Source organism: Fictibacillus sp. WQ 8-8, from assembly GCF_024494405.1.
GTDB classification, from domain to species: Bacteria; Bacillota; Bacilli; order Bacillales; family Fictibacillaceae; genus Fictibacillus_C; species Fictibacillus_C marinisediminis.
In genome coordinates, this window is sequence record NZ_JAMXKG010000007.1 from 131,618 (window position 1) to 147,934 (window position 16,317).

Sequence of the window (16,317 nt, forward strand, 5' to 3'; positions counted from 1 at the left end):
ATCAGGGGCGTTTTTTATTTATGTTCAACCGCTCATACTATCGGAATAATTGTTTTTCATATTTTCTTTGGATGTTTCTTATTTCGGAGATCAATTTTCTACCTGCTATTGGTTCATATTGTTTATAGATAGGATTCAACTTTTCAATCCATTCTATTTTTTCCTTTGATGTCAGTTCGTGGATTTGAATATTTGATTCTTTTTTTATCAGATTCAGCTGCTCTTTATTCATGGATTGATAGTGGTCCTGGTTCCACTTGACCGTTTCATTTATGGAATCTTGTATGATCAGCCTGACCTTTGCAGGAAGGCTGTGCCAATAATCCTCATTCATTAATATGGCATACCCTAAAAATCCATGGTTGCTGATCGTCATGTAATCTTGAACTCGGTAGTATTTTTTTGAATAGATGTTAGAGATCGTATTTTCTTCCCCACTAACATTACCGGATTCCAAATTTCTATAGGTTTCATTAAAATCCATCGGTTTACTCTGGCCGCCAAGAAGCTCAAACTGTTTTTTCAGTACATTGCTGGACATAATACGGAACTTTTCACCCTTAAAATCATTTGGTTGAATAACCGCATGGCTTTTATTGGTGATTTGCTTTAAACCGTTCACCCAAAAACCAAGGCCTTTTATTTTTTGGCTGTAAAGAGATCCAAGCAATGATTTCCCTATGTCTCCGTTCAGCCCATCATTGATCGCTGTTTCTGTAGGAAAAGCAAACGGCAAATCAAGAACCTGCCATTTTGATGAAACACCTCCCAGTTTTGATGTAGCAGGGGCTATCATTTGTACCCTGCCGTCCTTCAATGCCTCCAATTCCTCTTTATCGGAATACAGACTGCCGTTAGGAAATACCTCCACCTTCACTCTGTGATTGGATTTTTGATCCACCAGATCAGCAAATTTTTGCGCCGCCAATCCTTTAGGTGTGTTCTCTGCAACCACATGGCTGAATTTGATCACAATCTGTTTTCGAATGCCAGATTGTTCATCATCAAAAGCCAGGTCTTGTTCTTTGCTATTAAAATGAAACCCTATATAAAAAGAAAGCAATAAGCCTGTGACGAGAAAAATTAAAATTCCGATGATTTGCTTCATGTTCAGCCTCTTTTGTACTCTTTTTCTATTAAGTCTAGCATAACTTAAAAACCATGTTACAATATTACACAGAATTCACTGGAAGGAATGGCTTGGCCATATGAAATTTTTAAGATTACCCATCCGCTGGAAAATCATCATTTTATCGTTCGGAATTGTTCTTTTTTCCCTTTTGATCGGAGGCATTATCATAATAGGTAAAATTGTCGATATGAGGGAAGAGGAACTTGGCAAACGTGCAATGATTACTGCCCGGACAGTGGCTCAGCTTCCTGAAGTACAGAAGAAGATCCAAAAGAAAGATGGAGCTGCGGTCATCAATCCCATTGTGGAAAAAATAAGAGTGATAAATAGTACAGATTACATCGTCGTTTTAAACATGAATCATGTCAGATACTCTCATCCTGTATATAGACTTATTGGAACAAGATCAGAAGGCAAAGATGAAGAACCGGCGTTTGCAGACCATACCTACATATCAAAAGCAAAAGGAGAGCTGGGAGTTGCTGTACGTGCTTTTATGCCTGTTAAAAATGAACAGCTTGAACAAGTTGGTGTCATTATCGTTGGAAACATACTTCCGGGTTATCTTGAAATCCTGCAAAGCTTGAAAGCACAGGCCGCTCTTATAATAATATTAACCCTGTTCTTCGGCCTGCTTGGTTCCTGGATGCTGGCAAGGCACATTAAACAGCAGATGTTTGAGCTTGAGCCGCATGAAATTGTGCGCATGTATGAAGAAAGTACAGCCGCTTTTCATGCTATGCATGAAGGAGTAATTGCTGTAGATGTAAAAGAGAACATCACCATATTCAATGAAAAAGCAAAATCGATATTTCGAGTGGAAGGGAGTCTGATCGGCAAACCGATACGCGAGGTGATCCCGGATACCAGGCTTCCTGAAATTATTGAGTTTGGAAAACCCGTGTACAACCAAGAGATTAATGTGAGCGGCAAAATCATTATGAGCAATCGAATTCCGATAAAAGTCAATCATTCCGTCATCGGAGCTGTAGCGATCTTTCAGGACCGGACAGAGGTTGCAAAAATGGCGGAAGAACTAACGGGGGTAAAGGCATTCGTAGAGGCACTCCGTATTCAAAATCACGAGCATTTGAACAAGCTTCATACGATAGCCGGACTCATCCAGCTGGAAAAGCGTGAACGAGCGCTTCAGTATGTTTTTGATATATCGGAGCAACAGGAGAATCTGACGAGATTCGTTACAAAAAATATTAAAAACGACAGTATTGCAGGTCTTCTCTTAAGCAAAGTGAGCAGGGGAAAAGAATTGAAAATCGACGTCTCGATCGACAGCCAGAGCCATTTGGAAGAACTTCCTTACCTGCTCAATGAACACGATTTTGTAATGATCCTCGGGAATCTCATAGAAAATTCCATTCATGCCTTAAATGACTCAAATACTCCTGAACAACAAATTGATATCAGTATTGAACAAGACAATGAAATTTGTGCTGTCTTAGTCGAAGACAATGGCCCAGGAATCCCTGAACACCTGATGCCTTATATTTTTGACAAAGGAGTCACTACGAAAGGTGAAAAAGGACTGGGACTTGGTTTATTTTTAGTTAAAGAGATTATAGATAAGGGAAAAGGGGACATTAACCTATCTTCCTATCCAAATGGAGGGACGAGTTTTTACATCACGTTCCCAATGAACGGGAGGAGACAGTCATGAAAAGAAAAAAGATTTCTGTTGTTTTAATCGAAGACGATCCGATGGTGCAGGAAGTCAATAAAGCATTTATTGAAAAAGTCAGCGGTTTTGAAGTGACCGGCAGTGCTGCTAACGGAGTGGAGGGTGTAAAAAAAATTCAGGAACTACAGCCGGACCTTGTCATTCTTGATATCTTCATGCCCAAACAAGACGGTCTCGAAACACTTTATCAGATACGGAAAAATAAAGAGAAAGTAGATGTTATTATTATATCTGCAGCCAAGGATAGGGACACGATACAGACGATGCTTCAACAGGGTGCGATGGATTATATCATCAAACCGTTTAAGTTTGATAGAATTAAGCAAGCTTTGGAAAGATATAAAGACTATTACACACAATTTTGTCCGGACGGTGAAATGTCTCAAAAAGAAGTGGATACTGTATTATCAGGTATACATAATGAACATCAAAATCAAGAACAAAAAGGGATTCCTAAAGGGTTGAATCAACTCACCCTGAAACAGATCATCACCTATCTACAAGAGCAATCGTATGGTAAATCTTCCGAAGAAGTAGCTGAAGGGGTCGGGATTGCCCGTGTGACAGCCAGAAGATATCTTGAGTATTTAGAAAAAAGAGGAGAAATCATACTGGATATGCAGTATGGAGGGGTGGGGAGACCGGTTAATCGATATCTCATGAGGAACTTCTAAGGTTATCTGGCTAATGAAAGACCAAAAAGACCAAAAAGGACAATATAACCTAAATATTCACTAAATTTTCAGAAAGCGTTATCATCAATTTCATGGATGATAACGCTTTCAGTATGTTATTAGCTAATAAAGGAGGAAGAACATGAAACCCCTGTTTAAGAATTTAACCTTCCAAGTCATTATTGCTATTATTCTCGGTATCACTTTGGGGCTGCTATGGCCTGAAGCCGGAAAGAACATGAAGCCATTGGGTGATACGTTCATTAACGGTGTAAAAATGGTCATTGCACCTATTATTTTTCTCACCATTGTTCTAGGTATCTCCAAAATGGGGGATATGAAAAAAGTAGGTAAAGTCGGCGGTAAAGCCTTTATTTATTTTGAAGTCGTCACTACATTTGCTCTGATCATTGGTTTAATCGTTGTCAATGTCATTAAACCCGGAGCGGGGCTAGACTTTGACAAGCTGCAAAAAGGAGATGTTTCTCAATTTACTTCCGGCGGTGCAGAAGGAGGAATCAACTGGGTAGATTTCGTTACCCATATTGTACCCCAGAATATGGTCGACGCGTTCGCGAAGGGTGATATCCTTCAAGTCCTCTTTTTCTCTATCTTGTTTGGAGTCGGATTAACGGCTCTGGGAGAAAAAGGGAAACCAGTAATTGATTTTTTTGATAAGCTTTTACAGATCTTTTTTAATGTCGTCGGTTATATCATGAAAGCTGCGCCGTTAGGGGCCTTTGGAGCGATGGCTTTCACCATTGGAAACTTCGGACTTTCATCATTGCTGCCTTTAGGAAAGCTTATGATTTCCGTCTATATGACGATGATCTTATTCGTAGTCATCGTGTTGAACATCATCTGTAAAATGTATGGTTTCAGTTTATGGAAATACTTAAAGTACATTAAGGATGAAATTCTAATTGTACTTGGAACGAGTTCCTCCGAATCTGTCCTTCCCAGGATGATGAACAAGATGGAGCGTTTCGGCTGTTCCAAGTCAGTAGTCGGACTGGTGATCCCTACAGGCTACTCTTTTAATCTGGACGGTACTTCCATCTATCTTTCGATGGCCGTCGTATTCCTGGCTCAAGTTTTTAATATCGACTTAAGCCTTACACAGCAAATTACCATCATTGCCATCCTTATGTTAACGTCAAAAGGTGCAGCGGCTGTTACAGGCGGCGGTTTTATCGTACTTGCCTCAACACTTTCAGCCATGCAGGTTATCCCTGTAGAAGGACTGGCTTTACTGCTTGGGGTTGACCGCTTCATGAGTGAAGCCCGGGCGATCATCAATTTGATCGGAAACGGGATCGCAACTATCGTTGTATCAAAGAGCGAGAATGAATTTGATGAGAAAAAAAGTGAAGAAGCCTTTCTTGAACTTAAGTCCCAGGGAAGAACAGCATAAAAAAAGCGCCTCCTTGGCGCTTTTTTTGATGAGTCTGTTCACTTTAACAGATCGATAGGCTTTAAGAGACGGGAAACCAGTTTAATGGTATTAAACCGGTTGTTAATTGTCCGCTGTGCCAGATCTGATTGAAGGGACCGGACTAACAGATCCATCTGGAGCCCATTTTTAATATGAGGCAGCACCGCTTAAATCCTGAGCGGCATAAACACCTGAGAGAACAAAGAGGAATCAGGCTTTTCTTTTGTTCTTTTAAAAAACAAGAGATTCCTTTAAAATAAAAAGGTACACAAAAGTAGGAGGCTGAATGATGATCCACCAATCATGGGAAGACAAAGCAACGATCAAAACGGTTACATGTATCCATACAAATGCAGCAAAGTATATGGTAGACCGAGTGCTGACCGAGGGAAAAACGTACGAAGTAAAGAATGAAACAGAAGAATTCTATTTTGTAGTTGATAACTCGGGCAGAGTCGCAGGATTTTATAAAGAGTACTTTCAAGAAAAACAATAAGCCTATAGGCTTGTTGTTTTTTTGTTTGGAGAATGAACATGGATGAGAAGAAGGGAAGCAAAGTGCCCTCCCATATGATTTGGATGCTTGCTGCTTCGGCTATAATGACAATAGGCAATGCAATACCTATTCAAATAAACAGTCCAACTGTAACAAATGAGCCAATTACTGTAAAAAGAAAGGATCGACAGGAATGACTAAAGCTGTATTTATTGACAGGGACGGTGTGATTAATGAAGTTATGTCGTCAAGAGTCAAACATGTTAATCATCCCAGCAACTTTTATTTTCTGAAGGGCGCTCTTGAAGGATTAAGAGAACTGACCGAAATGGGGTTTCATTTATTTGTTGTAACGAATCAAGGGGGAGTTGGGCTTGGATTCCTCCAGGAAAAAACGCTAAAGAAAATTCACGATAAAATGGTTTTAGAAGTGGAAAATGCAGGTGGTGTGATAAAAGATATCGCTTATTGCTGCCACAAGCCGAATGAAGGATGCTCCTGCAGAAAACCAAGCCCTGGAATGATATTGGACCTGGCAGACCGGTACGATATTGATCTCACTAAGAGTTATATGATCGGGGATCGTGAAACAGATATTGAAGCAGGAAGGAAAGCCGGTGTCACCACTATAAAAATTGGCAGGGAAATAGGAAAAGCTGATTTCTTGGCAATCCATCTGCTAGAAGCAGCCGATCATATCCGATCTCGTGAAAAAAAGTAAAGAACGCTCATTTCTAGAGCGTTCATTACTTTTACACAGATATCTACTTATGAACCAGCTGTCTTTTATTTTTTTGAATGACCGCTTTTATTGTAAAATAGGAAACTTCTTCCCCGAGTTCTTCCTTCAATGGTTTCAACTTTTCACTTCCAAGATGATCAATAGCGTTTAAGACCATAGCTTCTTGCTCAGCCGGGATAATTCTTTCCCAGTTTAGCGGTATTCCTTCCTCTGCACAACGGAGAAGATGGTTTTCTACTGTTTGCACCGAAAGATTCCGCGTTTTGGCGATATCAGTAATAGGCTGGTTTTCTTTAAAGAGTGCGTAAGTATCCAAATGGCTGTCCTTTTTTGGAGAATCTGATGAACTCTCCATTTCCGCTGCAGCAGTAGCTGAAGTAGTGAATTCCTTAAGTGTGTCCAGGAAAATCTGGCCATAACGGTCAAATTTCACTTTTCCGACGCCTTTAATCTCCAGCATTTCATCTTCATTACCAGGAACTTTTTCGCTCATTTCCTTTAGGGCACTATCCGCAAAAACGACATATGGAGGTACGTTTTCCTGATCTGCCAGTTCCTTACGCAAGTTCCTCAGATGTTCAAAGAGCTCGTTATTTTCAGTAAAGCTGGTAATCGATTTTCGTTTCTCTTTTCGATAAACCTTTTCTTCTCCCTTTAACACAAACAGTGCTCTGGGTGCCAGCATAAGGACAGGGTACTGGCTATCGGATAACTGAAGGAGGCCTTCCGCTGTCAAATAATCAATAAGCTGCATAATTTCTTTTTGAGGCCGGTTTTTCATTAATCCATACGTCGTTAGAGAGGTAAGCCCCAGCTCTTGGATTCGCTTTGTTTTCGATCCGTTCAGCACTTGTGCGACTGCTGTTTTTCCAAACCGCTGATTCATGCGTTTCACACAGGAGAAAACCATTTGCGCTTGAGTGGTAATGTCCGTTTGCTCACGCTGGTCGGTACAATTTCCGCATTTCCCGCAATCAGCTGATTCCTCATCTCCAAAGTACTCGACAATAAAACGCTGCAGGCATTGTTCAGTATGGCAATAGTCTGTCATAAACTGAAGCTTTTTGTATTCATTTCCTTTCCTTGCTTCATCCATGGTTCCTTGTTCAATTAAAAATTTCTGAAGCTGGACATCCCGTGCGGAGAAGAATAGAATACACTCACTTGGTTCGCCGTCTCTGCCCGCACGCCCCGCTTCCTGATAATAGGCTTCAAGATTGCGGGGAAGATTGTAATGAATGACATAGCGGACATTCGTTTTATTAATCCCCATTCCAAAAGCATTTGTAGCTACCATGATTGCCGTATCATCAAAAATAAATTGATTTTGTGATTCCCGTCTTTCCTCTTCGGATAGACCGGCATGATATTTTGAAACAGTAAAACCATTTTTCTTTAAAAAACTATGAAGCTGATCGACTTCATTTCTAGTCGAAGCATATATAATTCCAGAATTTGAACTGTTTTTCTTTACATATCGAAGCAGATATTCACGTTTAACTTCATCTTTAATAATAGAAAACGTTAAATTATTCCGAGCAAAACCCGTAACAAAAGTGTTTTCTAGCTGAATGTCTAACAGCCGGCAGATATCTTTTGTTACTTCCTTGGTGGCTGTAGCCGTCAAGGCGACGATAACAGGCCGCGGATGAAGTGAAGCCAGCATATCTTTGATACGCAAATAACTTGGACGGAAGTCATGTCCCCATTGAGAAATACAATGAGCCTCATCGATGGCGATCATGGATATATTCATTTTTCCTATGAGACGTCTGAACGCCATGGACTCCAGCCGTTCAGGCGCAACATAAATCAACTGATAGGCACCGTTTGCCGCTTGTTGTATCCTGTCCTGAATGTCTTCGTCAGATAGTGAACTATTAATATATGTAGAAGGAATTCCAGCATTCTCAAGGGAATCGACCTGATCCTTCATCAACGAAATAAGGGGAGAGATAACCAGGGTCACTCCATTGAGCAGCATAGCAGGAACCTGATAGCAGATGGACTTTCCTCCCCCTGTAGGCATGATCCCCAATGTATTCTTATGCTGGAAGATGCTCTTGATCACTTGTTCTTGTCCTGGCCGAAATGAAGAATAGCCAAAATGTCTTTCTAAAATTTGTTGAGCTAAATTAAACATACAATCTCCTTCCTGAACAAAAGAAAGAATAGAAAAAAAGAATTTTACAAAGGTACTAAATAAAACGGAACAATGCTTAATTATACATCAATCCTGAAAAACCTGCTGTAAATAACAAAAGAAAAACAGGGTTCTACTCTATGCTTTCTAAAATAACGATATCAATTACTTTCCACTAATGGATAAATTATTAAATGTAGTTTTTTGTTAGAAATAGATGAATAAAATAGTATTTTGTAATATTATTGTAATCTCCCTAAAATACTTTTGTTATAAATATTTTATATTATTAATTTATTGGTATCGCAAGAAAATTTTAGGGGGAAAGAGCAACTTGAAAAGATTACTTATGGGGTTGGGAATTGCAGGCATTTTAACTGCAAATCCTTTAGTGGGACAGGCAGCACTGGGAGATCATACGTTAAAATACGGAATGACTCATACAGAAGTAAAAGATTTGCAGCAAACGTTAAAAACGAAAGGTTACTTTACGTACAGCACGACTACAACCTATTTTGGTACATATACAGTGAATGCTGTGAAAAGCTTTCAAAAATCAAAAGGACTTACTGCTGACGGAGTTGCAGGGCCGGCCACCTTTAAGGCATTGGGAATCTATCCGTCCTATAGCAAAACTCAACTTGTTTCCACTGCTAAAACTTACTTAGGTGTCCCTTATGTGTGGGGTGGTGCGACACCTTCAGGCTTTGACTGCAGTGGATATATCGACTATGTATTTAAAAAATCGGCGGGAATCACACTGCCAAGAACGGTTGCAGATATTTATAAAGAAGGTACAAAGGTTACTACTCTAAGCGCCGGAGATTTGGTTTTCTTTGAAACCTATCAGACCGGTGCTTCACATGTCGGTATCTATATCGGAAACAACCAGTTTATTTCCGCTACTTCCTCAAACGGAGTCAGCATAGCTTCCATGAGTAATACATATTGGGCACCCCGGTATTTAGGGGCAAAACAAATATAAGGGAAAAGCCAGAACAGCGTTACTGTTGTTTTGGCTTTTTTTATTTATATAATTAATCAAAATCCACATGAAAATAGAAAAAGAGGGAAATATAGGAAGAAACGAGGAGGGATCTTTTTAATCATGAAAAAGAGTAAACTGCCCGATTTTTCAGAATCCTACTGGAAAGAATCCTGCCAAGTACAGGGATATGAAACTTTATCAACCGATTTAGAAGCAGATGCAGTGGTTATAGGAGGAGGAATTACAGGAATCACAACTGCTTATCTTCTGTCGAAAGAAGGGCTGAGCGTAATCCTACTGGATGGAAGTAAAATATTAAATGGGACAACCGGCCATACAACCGCAAAAATAACGAGCCAGCATGGTATAATCTATGATGAGTTAATTCAGCATTTTGGAGTAGAACAAACGAAGCTCTATTATGAAGCAAACAACGGTGCTCTGAATTTTATCAGGTCCATGATCCAGGACCATCAGATTGACTGCGATTTTTCCGAAGAAGACGCCATCATCTATGCAGAATCGGAAACCTATCTTAAACAGGTTCAAAAGGAATATGATGCCTACCAAAAGCTGAACATCAGCAGTGAATACTCTGAGAGCATCGCGTTGGATCTGGCTGTGCGAGGAGCCGTTTCGATGAAAAAACAGGCACAATTTCATCCGGTTAAGTATCTTTCCGCACTCATACAGGAGATTACAAAGAACGGCGGCAAAATCTTTGAAAATACCACCGCAGTTGATGTTGAAACTGGAAATCGCCCTCGAGCCGTAACAAAAGACGGTTATAAAATTACCTGCAGACATGCTGTAATTGCTTCTCACTTTCCTTTTTTCGATGGAGCCGGGTTTTATTTTGCAAGGATGCACGCTGAACGTTCATATGCGATTGGTGTTACGACGGAAAGAGATTATCCAGGCGGGATGTATTTAAGTGCGGACAGTCCGACCCGTTCTTTAAGATACACGAATTACAATGGTGAGAAATTAATCATCGTTGGCGGTGAAAGCCATCAAACAGGACAAGGAATGTGCACAAGCAAGCACTATGAAGCCTTGGAAGCATTCAGTGAAAAGGTGATAGGTATATCCGACATCCCTTATCGCTGGTCTGCACAGGACTTAATTACATTAGATAAAATTCCTTACATCGGTCCGATTACTGCCCCCCATGAAAATATCCTGGTTGCCACAGGATATCGCAAGTGGGGAATGACGAATGGAACGGCGGCAGGTTTGCTCATAAAAGATCTGATTTTAGAAAAGAAGAATCCGTATGCCGACGTCTTTTCACCATCAAGGTTCAAGGCTGATCCAAGCCTGAAAACATTGGTTGTAGAAAATGCTGATGTTGCCAAGCACCTGATCGAAGGCAAGCTGGAGATGCCGGATAAAACTCCAGGAGATCTATCACCGGATGAAGGGGCAGCAGTTACGTACAATGGCAAAAGAGCAGGAGCGTACAAAGATAAAGAGGGAAAGCTCTATGTACTCGATACCACCTGCACACATCTCGGATGCGAGGTGGAATGGAACAATGCCGAACGCTCGTGGGACTGCCCGTGCCATGGATCGCGCTTCTCGTTTGAGGGTGAGGTACTGGAAGGCCCGGCGACCGAACCGCTGGAAAAGCTGGATCAATAGACAAAATAAAAAGTGGCTCCCTTTTTTTCGGGAGTCACTTTTTTGCTGCGGCAATTAAAGCTTGAAATATGCTCATCATTCCAGGGGAAGCTGTCAGCTCTTCTGGATGCCACTGAACACCCAGGATAAAATGGTCTTTGTTTCTGCTTTCAATGGCTTCCACGATTCCATCCGGTGCAAATGCACAGGGTAGAAGAGGCGGAGCTGCAGATTTTACGGATTGATGATGGAAGCTGTTCACTTGAAGCGTAGGAGTTCCTGCAAGTTCGTGAAGGAACGAACTCTTCTTGATCGAAACCTCATGGGTGGGAATATTTCTTGGTGCCTGTTGCTTATGTTTAACCGGCTGTTCAGTTTCAGCAGGAATGTGTTGAATCAGTGTTCCTCCTAACGCAACATTGATAATGTTCATTCCGCGGCATATGCCTAAGAGCGGCTTTTTATTCTGTTCAGCTAACCTTACAGCTTGGATTTCAAATTCATCCTGCGTCCTGTTTACGCTGCCAAGCTCCGGCGTTGGATGCTGCTGATAGAAGAAAGGATCTACATCATCTCCTCCAGGCAGTACAATCCCATCACACTTCAAAATCATTTGTTCTGTTAACCCCTGGTTTACAGATGGAAGCAAGACGGGAAGACCCCCCGCTTGGATAATTGCGTCACTGTATTTACGGTGTAAAATAGAGCTCTGGTTTCCATTATGTTCAGCACTTGAAACTGTAATCATGATCATAGGCGAGACTTTTTTCATAGCATTAAATCCTTTCAGGCATTTTCTGTTTCTTTCCAGTATGCCCCATTTGATGATTACGTTTACAAATAAGAAGGCACGGTAAATTATTAGGATTAATTTTCTTAATATTCAAACAAAATAAAAGGAGGAAGTCTATGGAAAAGAAAGCATCGGTTACGATCAGTCTCGTCCTCAGTTTTTTTCTTGTTATGGAGCCGAGCCTTGCAGTTGATCCATCCTTCATTCACTCGGGTACGATATGGAACTGAAGGCAGCAGTTGAGGAGCCAAGAATATATACCAACAATACAAGCAATTATATGAAGGAAAAAGGGATTCCTGAGGCGGCTATTGCGAAGCTCAATCAAATAGGTCATAAATTTGGCGCAGCAGGGGATGAAATCGGCAATGTTCAAAGTATTTTTATTGAGGACTCCAGCAGAAACGGAGCTGCAATCGGTATACTCCTTATCCATCACCCGTAGCAGATAAAAGACGCATGATTGATATCATGCGTCTTTCTTATCGTCTTGCTTATGGAATTGCATTCTCAAACTCTCTTAAATCTTCTATTTCTGCTACTTTAAACCCGCTGTGTTCAATCTTATGAATCAGCTGTTCCACTTCTTCTTTTGATACAGAGCGGTTAAGAGTAATAACGATCCGGCGCACGAATTGCTTGCCCGCATCCTGTGTGAAGACTCCTTCAATATTATATTCATCATTTATAGAAGAAAACAGCTTTTTCAATGATCCTTTCCCTTCTGTAGTGGAGACAGTGAGCGAATATCCGCCTTTTTTTATGCCATAGGAATCTTCAAGAATATCCATCACCTTTGAATGGGTGACGATTCCCTGAAAAAAGCCGTTTTGATCAATAACAGCCATGAAAGGAAGGCGCCGGATAGAAAACAAAACTTTAAAATATGGCGTATCCTCATACACATAGCTTTCCTCATCCTGAATCAGCTTGCTCACTGGATCGGATGTAGAACCGGCTTCATCAATGATATAATCGGACGTTGTTTCTTTATAGATCAGCCCCCGAAACTTTTCCTCTTTTTCATCAAGAACGGGAATACAACGGTATCCTGACTGAATGAGCTGTCTTCTGCTCTCGCTGATCGATGTATTCTCTGTGACGTATGTTACTTTCGTTTTTGGTATGTAATTTGATTTAATCTTCATTTTTGACCCCCTATGGATAGAATGCGTTTATCCTTACTAGTTTCGTCATTATTTGCACCATTCCCTTTTTCTATCGTTTGATATCCCGAAAATATTTTCAAAAAATTGCTATTTTTACAAATTCGTCCAAATGACCCAGGATAATATTACCTTTATTCTCCTTTGGTGTGTCGAATGATTCGTCCTTTTGTTGCAAGGAGTCACACTTTGGCATCCAGAAATAGGTAAGGCAGTTAACCAAAGGAGGATGTATCATGAAAAAACCAGCAAAAAAAGCCGTAACGATGACAACAGCTGCCTTGCTTGCAGCAAGTTTATTTACAGGGTCCGCTGCAGCAGCTGCTCAAGGGAAAGGAATCGTTTCTCCGCCGCATGTGATGAAAGGCGGCTATCATCCCATCCAAAAATACAGTCAGATGCCAAAAGCTCCTTTTCAGTACCTTGCGAAACAAGGAAGCAGATTAAATGTGATGGGTCCTTCAAAACCTAGCTACAAGATGAATGTGTTCTATGACACTTCGAAGCACCAAATTTCAGGAAAGCTCTCTGTAAAGTTTAAAAACAACTTGAAGAAAAACTTAAATGAACTTTATTTCAATCTTTGGGGCAACGCGGACATGTTTGCGGAAAATGGAGGCAGCATGGACGTCAGCAATGTGAAAGTGGATGGAAAACGTGCGGTATACAACGTTGATGGAACTGCGCTGCATATCCCTTCTGTAAAAATAAAAAAAGATAAATCAGCTTCTGTCAGCATGAACTTTACTGTAAAGGTTCCAGAACAGCAGGACCGCTTCGGTTGGTTCAAAAATACTGTATCACTAGGAAACTGGTTTCCGATTCTTGCAGTCTATGACAAAGAAGGCTGGAATGTGGATCCCTATTTCCATGCCGGTGAATCCTTTTATTCTTTAACAGGGGATTATGATGTAACCGTGACAACTGACAAAAAACAAGTCATTGCAGCCTCTGGAACGGAAGTTGGAAAACCGCAAAACATCGGTAACCTTGCTGTACACCGCTACAAAGCCCATGATGTCAGAGATTTTGCCATGGAGATGGATCCTACCTACAAGATCAAAAAAGGGATGGTCAACAACGTAAAAATCAATGTCTACTATACAGCTGAACAAGCAGCCTATGCCGATTCAATGCTGCAATCCGGACTGAAGAGCATCGATCTGTTCAGTGATCATTTTGGGACTTATCCATGGCCTGAGCTTGATATTGTCGGAATGGAAGGCTGGTTCGGCGGAATGGAATACCCTCAGCTCGTTATGATCAGTATCGCAGGGCAACGTTCTCAAGAATGGGTAAAATCCGTGACTGCACATGAGATCGGCCATCAATGGTTTTACGGAATTATTGGGGATAACGAATATGATGAGCCTTGGCTGGATGAATCCTTTGCAACATTTTCGGCAGCTTTATATGACAATGAGTTAAATCAGCTGACCACACCAGCCGTACCAAATAAGAATTACCATCTTTCTTCTCCAGTCTCAACATTTACAGCGGACGGAGATTCAGGGATTAACGCTTACTATCAAATGATCTATGGCTACGGTTCCCGCACACTTAATGATCTCCGTCTAAAAGTAGGGGACAAAGCATTCTACTCTGCAATGAAAGCCTACTTTAAAGAGAAGAAGTTTGACGTGACGACGACAAAAGATTTCGTCACCATCATGGAAAGAGAAACCGGGAAAGATCTTGGAGAGTTCTTTAAAGATCACCGTGTTTATATTTCAGATCAAGAATAGAGTAACCTCATTGCAACTAGCCGGCTCTGTATTGAGCCGGCCTTTTTTATAATTCCTATCTACTGAAAGCTCTAAAACAATGAAATTGGCCGTGTTATAATTGGAGGGAGATGTTAAACAGGGAGTTGATATTGTGGAAACTAGGAAACCGCTTAAAAAAGAAACGATGCAGCATTACTTAAATAAATACCCTTTATTGAGTAAAGCCTCTGACGGGGAAGAAGTGTTTTGGAGTAATCCAGGATATACCCCAGAGCATAGACCGGAAACTGAAGCGCTCACTTTAACAGATATTAAGGAAGCTGAAGAGAGGCTTCATCGGTTCGCTCAATATCTATCAGTGGCTTTTCCTGAAACGCGGCCAACAAACGGGATTATTGAATCCCCATTGCTGGAAATACCTGATTTTAAAATGGCAATAACAGATATAGAAGATTTGAGTCATCCGGGCAAATGGCTTTTAAAATGCGACAGCCATCTTCCTATATCAGGTTCGATCAAAGCGAGAGGCGGCATCTACGAAGTATTGAAGCATGCTGAAGAATTGGCTCTTCAAAATCAGTTGATAACGAGGGACGAGAACTATGCAAAGTTTGCGGAAGAACCGTTTACACAGTTCTTTTCCCAATATTCCATTGCTGTAGGCTCTACCGGAAATTTAGGGATGAGCATAGGAATAATGAGTGCGAAATTAGGTTTCAACGTAACCGTCCACATGTCGAGTGATGCACAAGAATGGAAGAAAAACCTTTTAAGAAGCAAGGGAGTCGAAGTCATCGAATATCATGCGGATTACAGCTTAGCCGTTGAGGAGGGAAGGAAACAGGCCGAACTCGACGAGAGGTGTTATTTTATTGATGACGAGAATTCCACTACTCTTTTCTTAGGTTACTCTGTAGCTGCCTTGAGATTAAAAAAACAGCTCGAAGAACAAGGAATTCCTGTTGACCAAGATCATCCTTTATTTGTCTACCTCCCTTGCGGAGTAGGTGGGGGTCCAGGGGGAGTGGGGTACGGATTAAAAGTTTTGTTTAAGGAGAATGTCCACTGCTTTTTTGCTGAACCGGTACAATCTCCCTGCATGCTTATAGGGATGATGACAGGCCTTCATGAAGAGGTATCCGTATTTGACTTTGGATTAACCAATGATACAGCAGCTGATGGTTTGGCAGTCGGCCGTCCTTCCGGCTTTGTCGGGAAATTCATGGAACCGTATTTAAGCGGTATTTATACGATAACGGACAGAGAACTGTTCAGGCTTCTTCGACATATTTCCGACTCTGAGAAGCAATCTCTCGAGCCCTCCGCCTTAGCCGGTGCAGCTGGACCTTCCAGACTTTTAAAGACCACTGAAGGCGCCGGTTATCTCAAGAAACATCACCTGGTGGAGAAAATGGAAAAAGCAACTCACATCATATGGGCAACTGGCGGCAGCATGGTGCCTGATGAAGTAATGGCAAACTACTATCAAATGGGCAGCAGAAGTTAGAGTTCATAAAAGACAGGGAAGGAAGAAATGGTTATCCTCTTTTTGAAAGAGTTTTATTTGTGCTTGCCTATCCATACAACCGTTTTTGATGTCATCGTCACTCATAAAGTTTTCATGTTCTCTATCTATTGATTTCAGGTATATTTTCAAAAAGAACAAACCAGCCAGCCCGCTAAAAGGCTGGCTTTTCCTTTA

General features: G+C 41.1%; 14 protein-coding genes and 1 pseudogene. 11 read left to right on the forward strand and 4 right to left on the reverse strand.

Translation table 11 applies throughout. The features are described 5' to 3' along the window. Nucleotides 1–37: 37 nt before the first annotated feature. The gene (locus M1K46_RS16770; protein WP_256226918.1) at nt 38–1,108 is read right to left on the reverse strand and encodes a DctP family TRAP transporter solute-binding subunit; all 1,071 of its coding nucleotides are present in this window, start codon (nt 1,106–1,108) and stop codon (nt 38–40) included. Nucleotides 1,109–1,208: 100 nt separating this feature from the next. Here M1K46_RS16770 and M1K46_RS16775 point away from each other — a divergent pair, with 100 nt between their 5' ends. The 6 genes from M1K46_RS16775 to M1K46_RS16800 all read left to right on the forward strand — a co-directional run bounded on the left by M1K46_RS16775 (nt 1,209) and on the right by M1K46_RS16800 (nt 6,154). After that, the gene (locus M1K46_RS16775; protein ID WP_256226920.1) at nt 1,209–2,807 is read left to right on the forward strand and encodes an ATP-binding protein; all 1,599 of its coding nucleotides are present in this window, start codon (nt 1,209–1,211) and stop codon (nt 2,805–2,807) included. After that, nucleotides 2,804–3,502, forward strand: coding sequence for a response regulator (locus tag M1K46_RS16780; RefSeq protein ID WP_091005718.1), 699 nt, complete (start codon nt 2,804–2,806; stop codon nt 3,500–3,502). The genes M1K46_RS16775 and M1K46_RS16780 overlap by 4 nt, the downstream gene beginning before the upstream one ends. Nucleotides 3,503–3,644: 142 nt before the next feature. After that, on the forward strand, nt 3,645–4,916 hold the full coding sequence (locus tag M1K46_RS16785) for a dicarboxylate/amino acid:cation symporter (protein WP_256226922.1): 1,272 nt from the start codon (nt 3,645–3,647) through the stop codon (nt 4,914–4,916). Between the two features lie 310 nt (nt 4,917–5,226). Further along, nucleotides 5,227–5,433 (forward strand): DUF6501 family protein, encoded by a 207-nt coding sequence (locus M1K46_RS16790; protein WP_053354268.1) that lies wholly within the window; start codon nt 5,227–5,229, stop codon nt 5,431–5,433. Between the two features lie 38 nt (nt 5,434–5,471). Then, a complete protein-coding gene (locus M1K46_RS16795) occupies nt 5,472–5,630 on the forward strand; it encodes a hypothetical protein (RefSeq protein WP_256226923.1) in 159 nt (52 codons plus the stop codon). After that, nucleotides 5,627–6,154, forward strand: coding sequence for a D-glycero-alpha-D-manno-heptose-1,7-bisphosphate 7-phosphatase (locus M1K46_RS16800; RefSeq protein WP_256226925.1), 528 nt, complete (start codon nt 5,627–5,629; stop codon nt 6,152–6,154). Before M1K46_RS16795 ends, M1K46_RS16800 begins: the two co-directional genes overlap by 4 nt. Before the next feature lie 43 nt (nt 6,155–6,197). Here the strand turns inward: M1K46_RS16800 and recQ are convergent, their stop codons facing one another. Continuing rightward, on the reverse strand, nt 6,198–8,318 hold the full coding sequence (gene recQ, locus M1K46_RS16805; RefSeq protein ID WP_256226926.1) for a DNA helicase RecQ: 2,121 nt from the start codon (nt 8,316–8,318) through the stop codon (nt 6,198–6,200). 334 nt (nt 8,319–8,652) lie between these two features. Between recQ and M1K46_RS16810 the strand changes: the two genes are divergently transcribed. Beyond that, nucleotides 8,653–9,303, forward strand: a complete 651-nt coding sequence (locus M1K46_RS16810) for a C40 family peptidase (RefSeq protein WP_091005727.1) — start codon at nt 8,653–8,655, stop codon at nt 9,301–9,303. A gap of 123 nt (nt 9,304–9,426) precedes the next feature. Continuing rightward, on the forward strand, nt 9,427–10,950 hold the full coding sequence (locus M1K46_RS16815) for an FAD-dependent oxidoreductase (protein ID WP_091005730.1): 1,524 nt from the start codon (nt 9,427–9,429) through the stop codon (nt 10,948–10,950). Nucleotides 10,951–10,984: 34 nt separating this feature from the next. Here M1K46_RS16815 and M1K46_RS16820 read toward each other — a convergent pair whose 3' ends face one another. Beyond that, a complete protein-coding gene (locus M1K46_RS16820; protein ID WP_091005733.1) occupies nt 10,985–11,701 on the reverse strand; it encodes a gamma-glutamyl-gamma-aminobutyrate hydrolase family protein in 717 nt (238 codons plus the stop codon). Between the two features lie 214 nt (nt 11,702–11,915). Between M1K46_RS16820 and M1K46_RS16825 the strand changes: the two are divergent. Then, a pseudogene (locus M1K46_RS16825) lies at nt 11,916–12,167 on the forward strand (gamma-glutamyltransferase); the annotation flags it as partial. 49 nt (nt 12,168–12,216) lie between these two features. Here the strand turns inward: M1K46_RS16825 and cbpA are convergent. After that, nucleotides 12,217–12,870 carry a cyclic di-AMP binding protein CbpA gene (gene cbpA / locus M1K46_RS16830; RefSeq protein WP_256226928.1) on the reverse strand — a complete coding sequence of 218 codons (654 nt, stop codon included), beginning with the start codon at nt 12,868–12,870 and terminating at the stop codon, nt 12,217–12,219. Nucleotides 12,871–13,124: 254 nt separating this feature from the next. Here cbpA and M1K46_RS16835 point away from each other — a divergent pair, with 254 nt between their 5' ends. Together M1K46_RS16835 and M1K46_RS16840 are read left to right on the forward strand one after the other, a co-directional pair. Continuing rightward, complete coding sequence (locus tag M1K46_RS16835) at nt 13,125–14,633, forward strand: M1 family metallopeptidase (RefSeq protein WP_256226931.1); 1,509 nt, start codon at nt 13,125–13,127, stop codon at nt 14,631–14,633. A 166-nt stretch (nt 14,634–14,799) separates the two neighbouring features. Continuing rightward, nucleotides 14,800–16,122: a D-serine ammonia-lyase gene (locus M1K46_RS16840; RefSeq protein ID WP_256226999.1), complete on the forward strand. Its 1,323-nt coding sequence runs from the start codon at nt 14,800–14,802 to the stop codon at nt 16,120–16,122. The last annotated feature ends 195 nt before the right edge of the window (nt 16,123–16,317 follow it).

Excerpts from the sequence above, each read along its gene's own strand:
- M1K46_RS16770 (WP_256226918.1), bottom strand. The coding sequence starts at position 1,108 with ATGAAGCAAATCATCGGAATTTTAATTTTTCTCGTCACAGGCTTATTG.
- M1K46_RS16835 (WP_256226931.1), top strand. The coding sequence starts at position 13,125 with ATGAAAAAACCAGCAAAAAAAGCCGTAACGATGACAACAGCTGCCTTG.
- M1K46_RS16795 (WP_256226923.1), top strand. The coding sequence starts at position 5,472 with ATGGATGAGAAGAAGGGAAGCAAAGTGCCCTCCCATATGATTTGGATG.
- cbpA (WP_256226928.1), bottom strand. The coding sequence starts at position 12,870 with ATGAAGATTAAATCAAATTACATACCAAAAACGAAAGTAACATACGTC.
- recQ (WP_256226926.1), bottom strand. The coding sequence starts at position 8,318 with ATGTTTAATTTAGCTCAACAAATTTTAGAAAGACATTTTGGCTATTCT.
- M1K46_RS16790 (WP_053354268.1), top strand. The coding sequence starts at position 5,227 with ATGATCCACCAATCATGGGAAGACAAAGCAACGATCAAAACGGTTACA.
- M1K46_RS16775 (WP_256226920.1), top strand. The coding sequence starts at position 1,209 with ATGAAATTTTTAAGATTACCCATCCGCTGGAAAATCATCATTTTATCG.
- M1K46_RS16840 (WP_256226999.1), top strand. The coding sequence starts at position 14,800 with ATGCAGCATTACTTAAATAAATACCCTTTATTGAGTAAAGCCTCTGAC.
- M1K46_RS16785 (WP_256226922.1), top strand. The coding sequence starts at position 3,645 with ATGAAACCCCTGTTTAAGAATTTAACCTTCCAAGTCATTATTGCTATT.
- M1K46_RS16780 (WP_091005718.1), top strand. The coding sequence starts at position 2,804 with ATGAAAAGAAAAAAGATTTCTGTTGTTTTAATCGAAGACGATCCGATG.
- M1K46_RS16820 (WP_091005733.1), bottom strand. The coding sequence starts at position 11,701 with ATGAAAAAAGTCTCGCCTATGATCATGATTACAGTTTCAAGTGCTGAA.
- M1K46_RS16815 (WP_091005730.1), top strand. The coding sequence starts at position 9,427 with ATGAAAAAGAGTAAACTGCCCGATTTTTCAGAATCCTACTGGAAAGAA.
- M1K46_RS16800 (WP_256226925.1), top strand. The coding sequence starts at position 5,627 with ATGACTAAAGCTGTATTTATTGACAGGGACGGTGTGATTAATGAAGTT.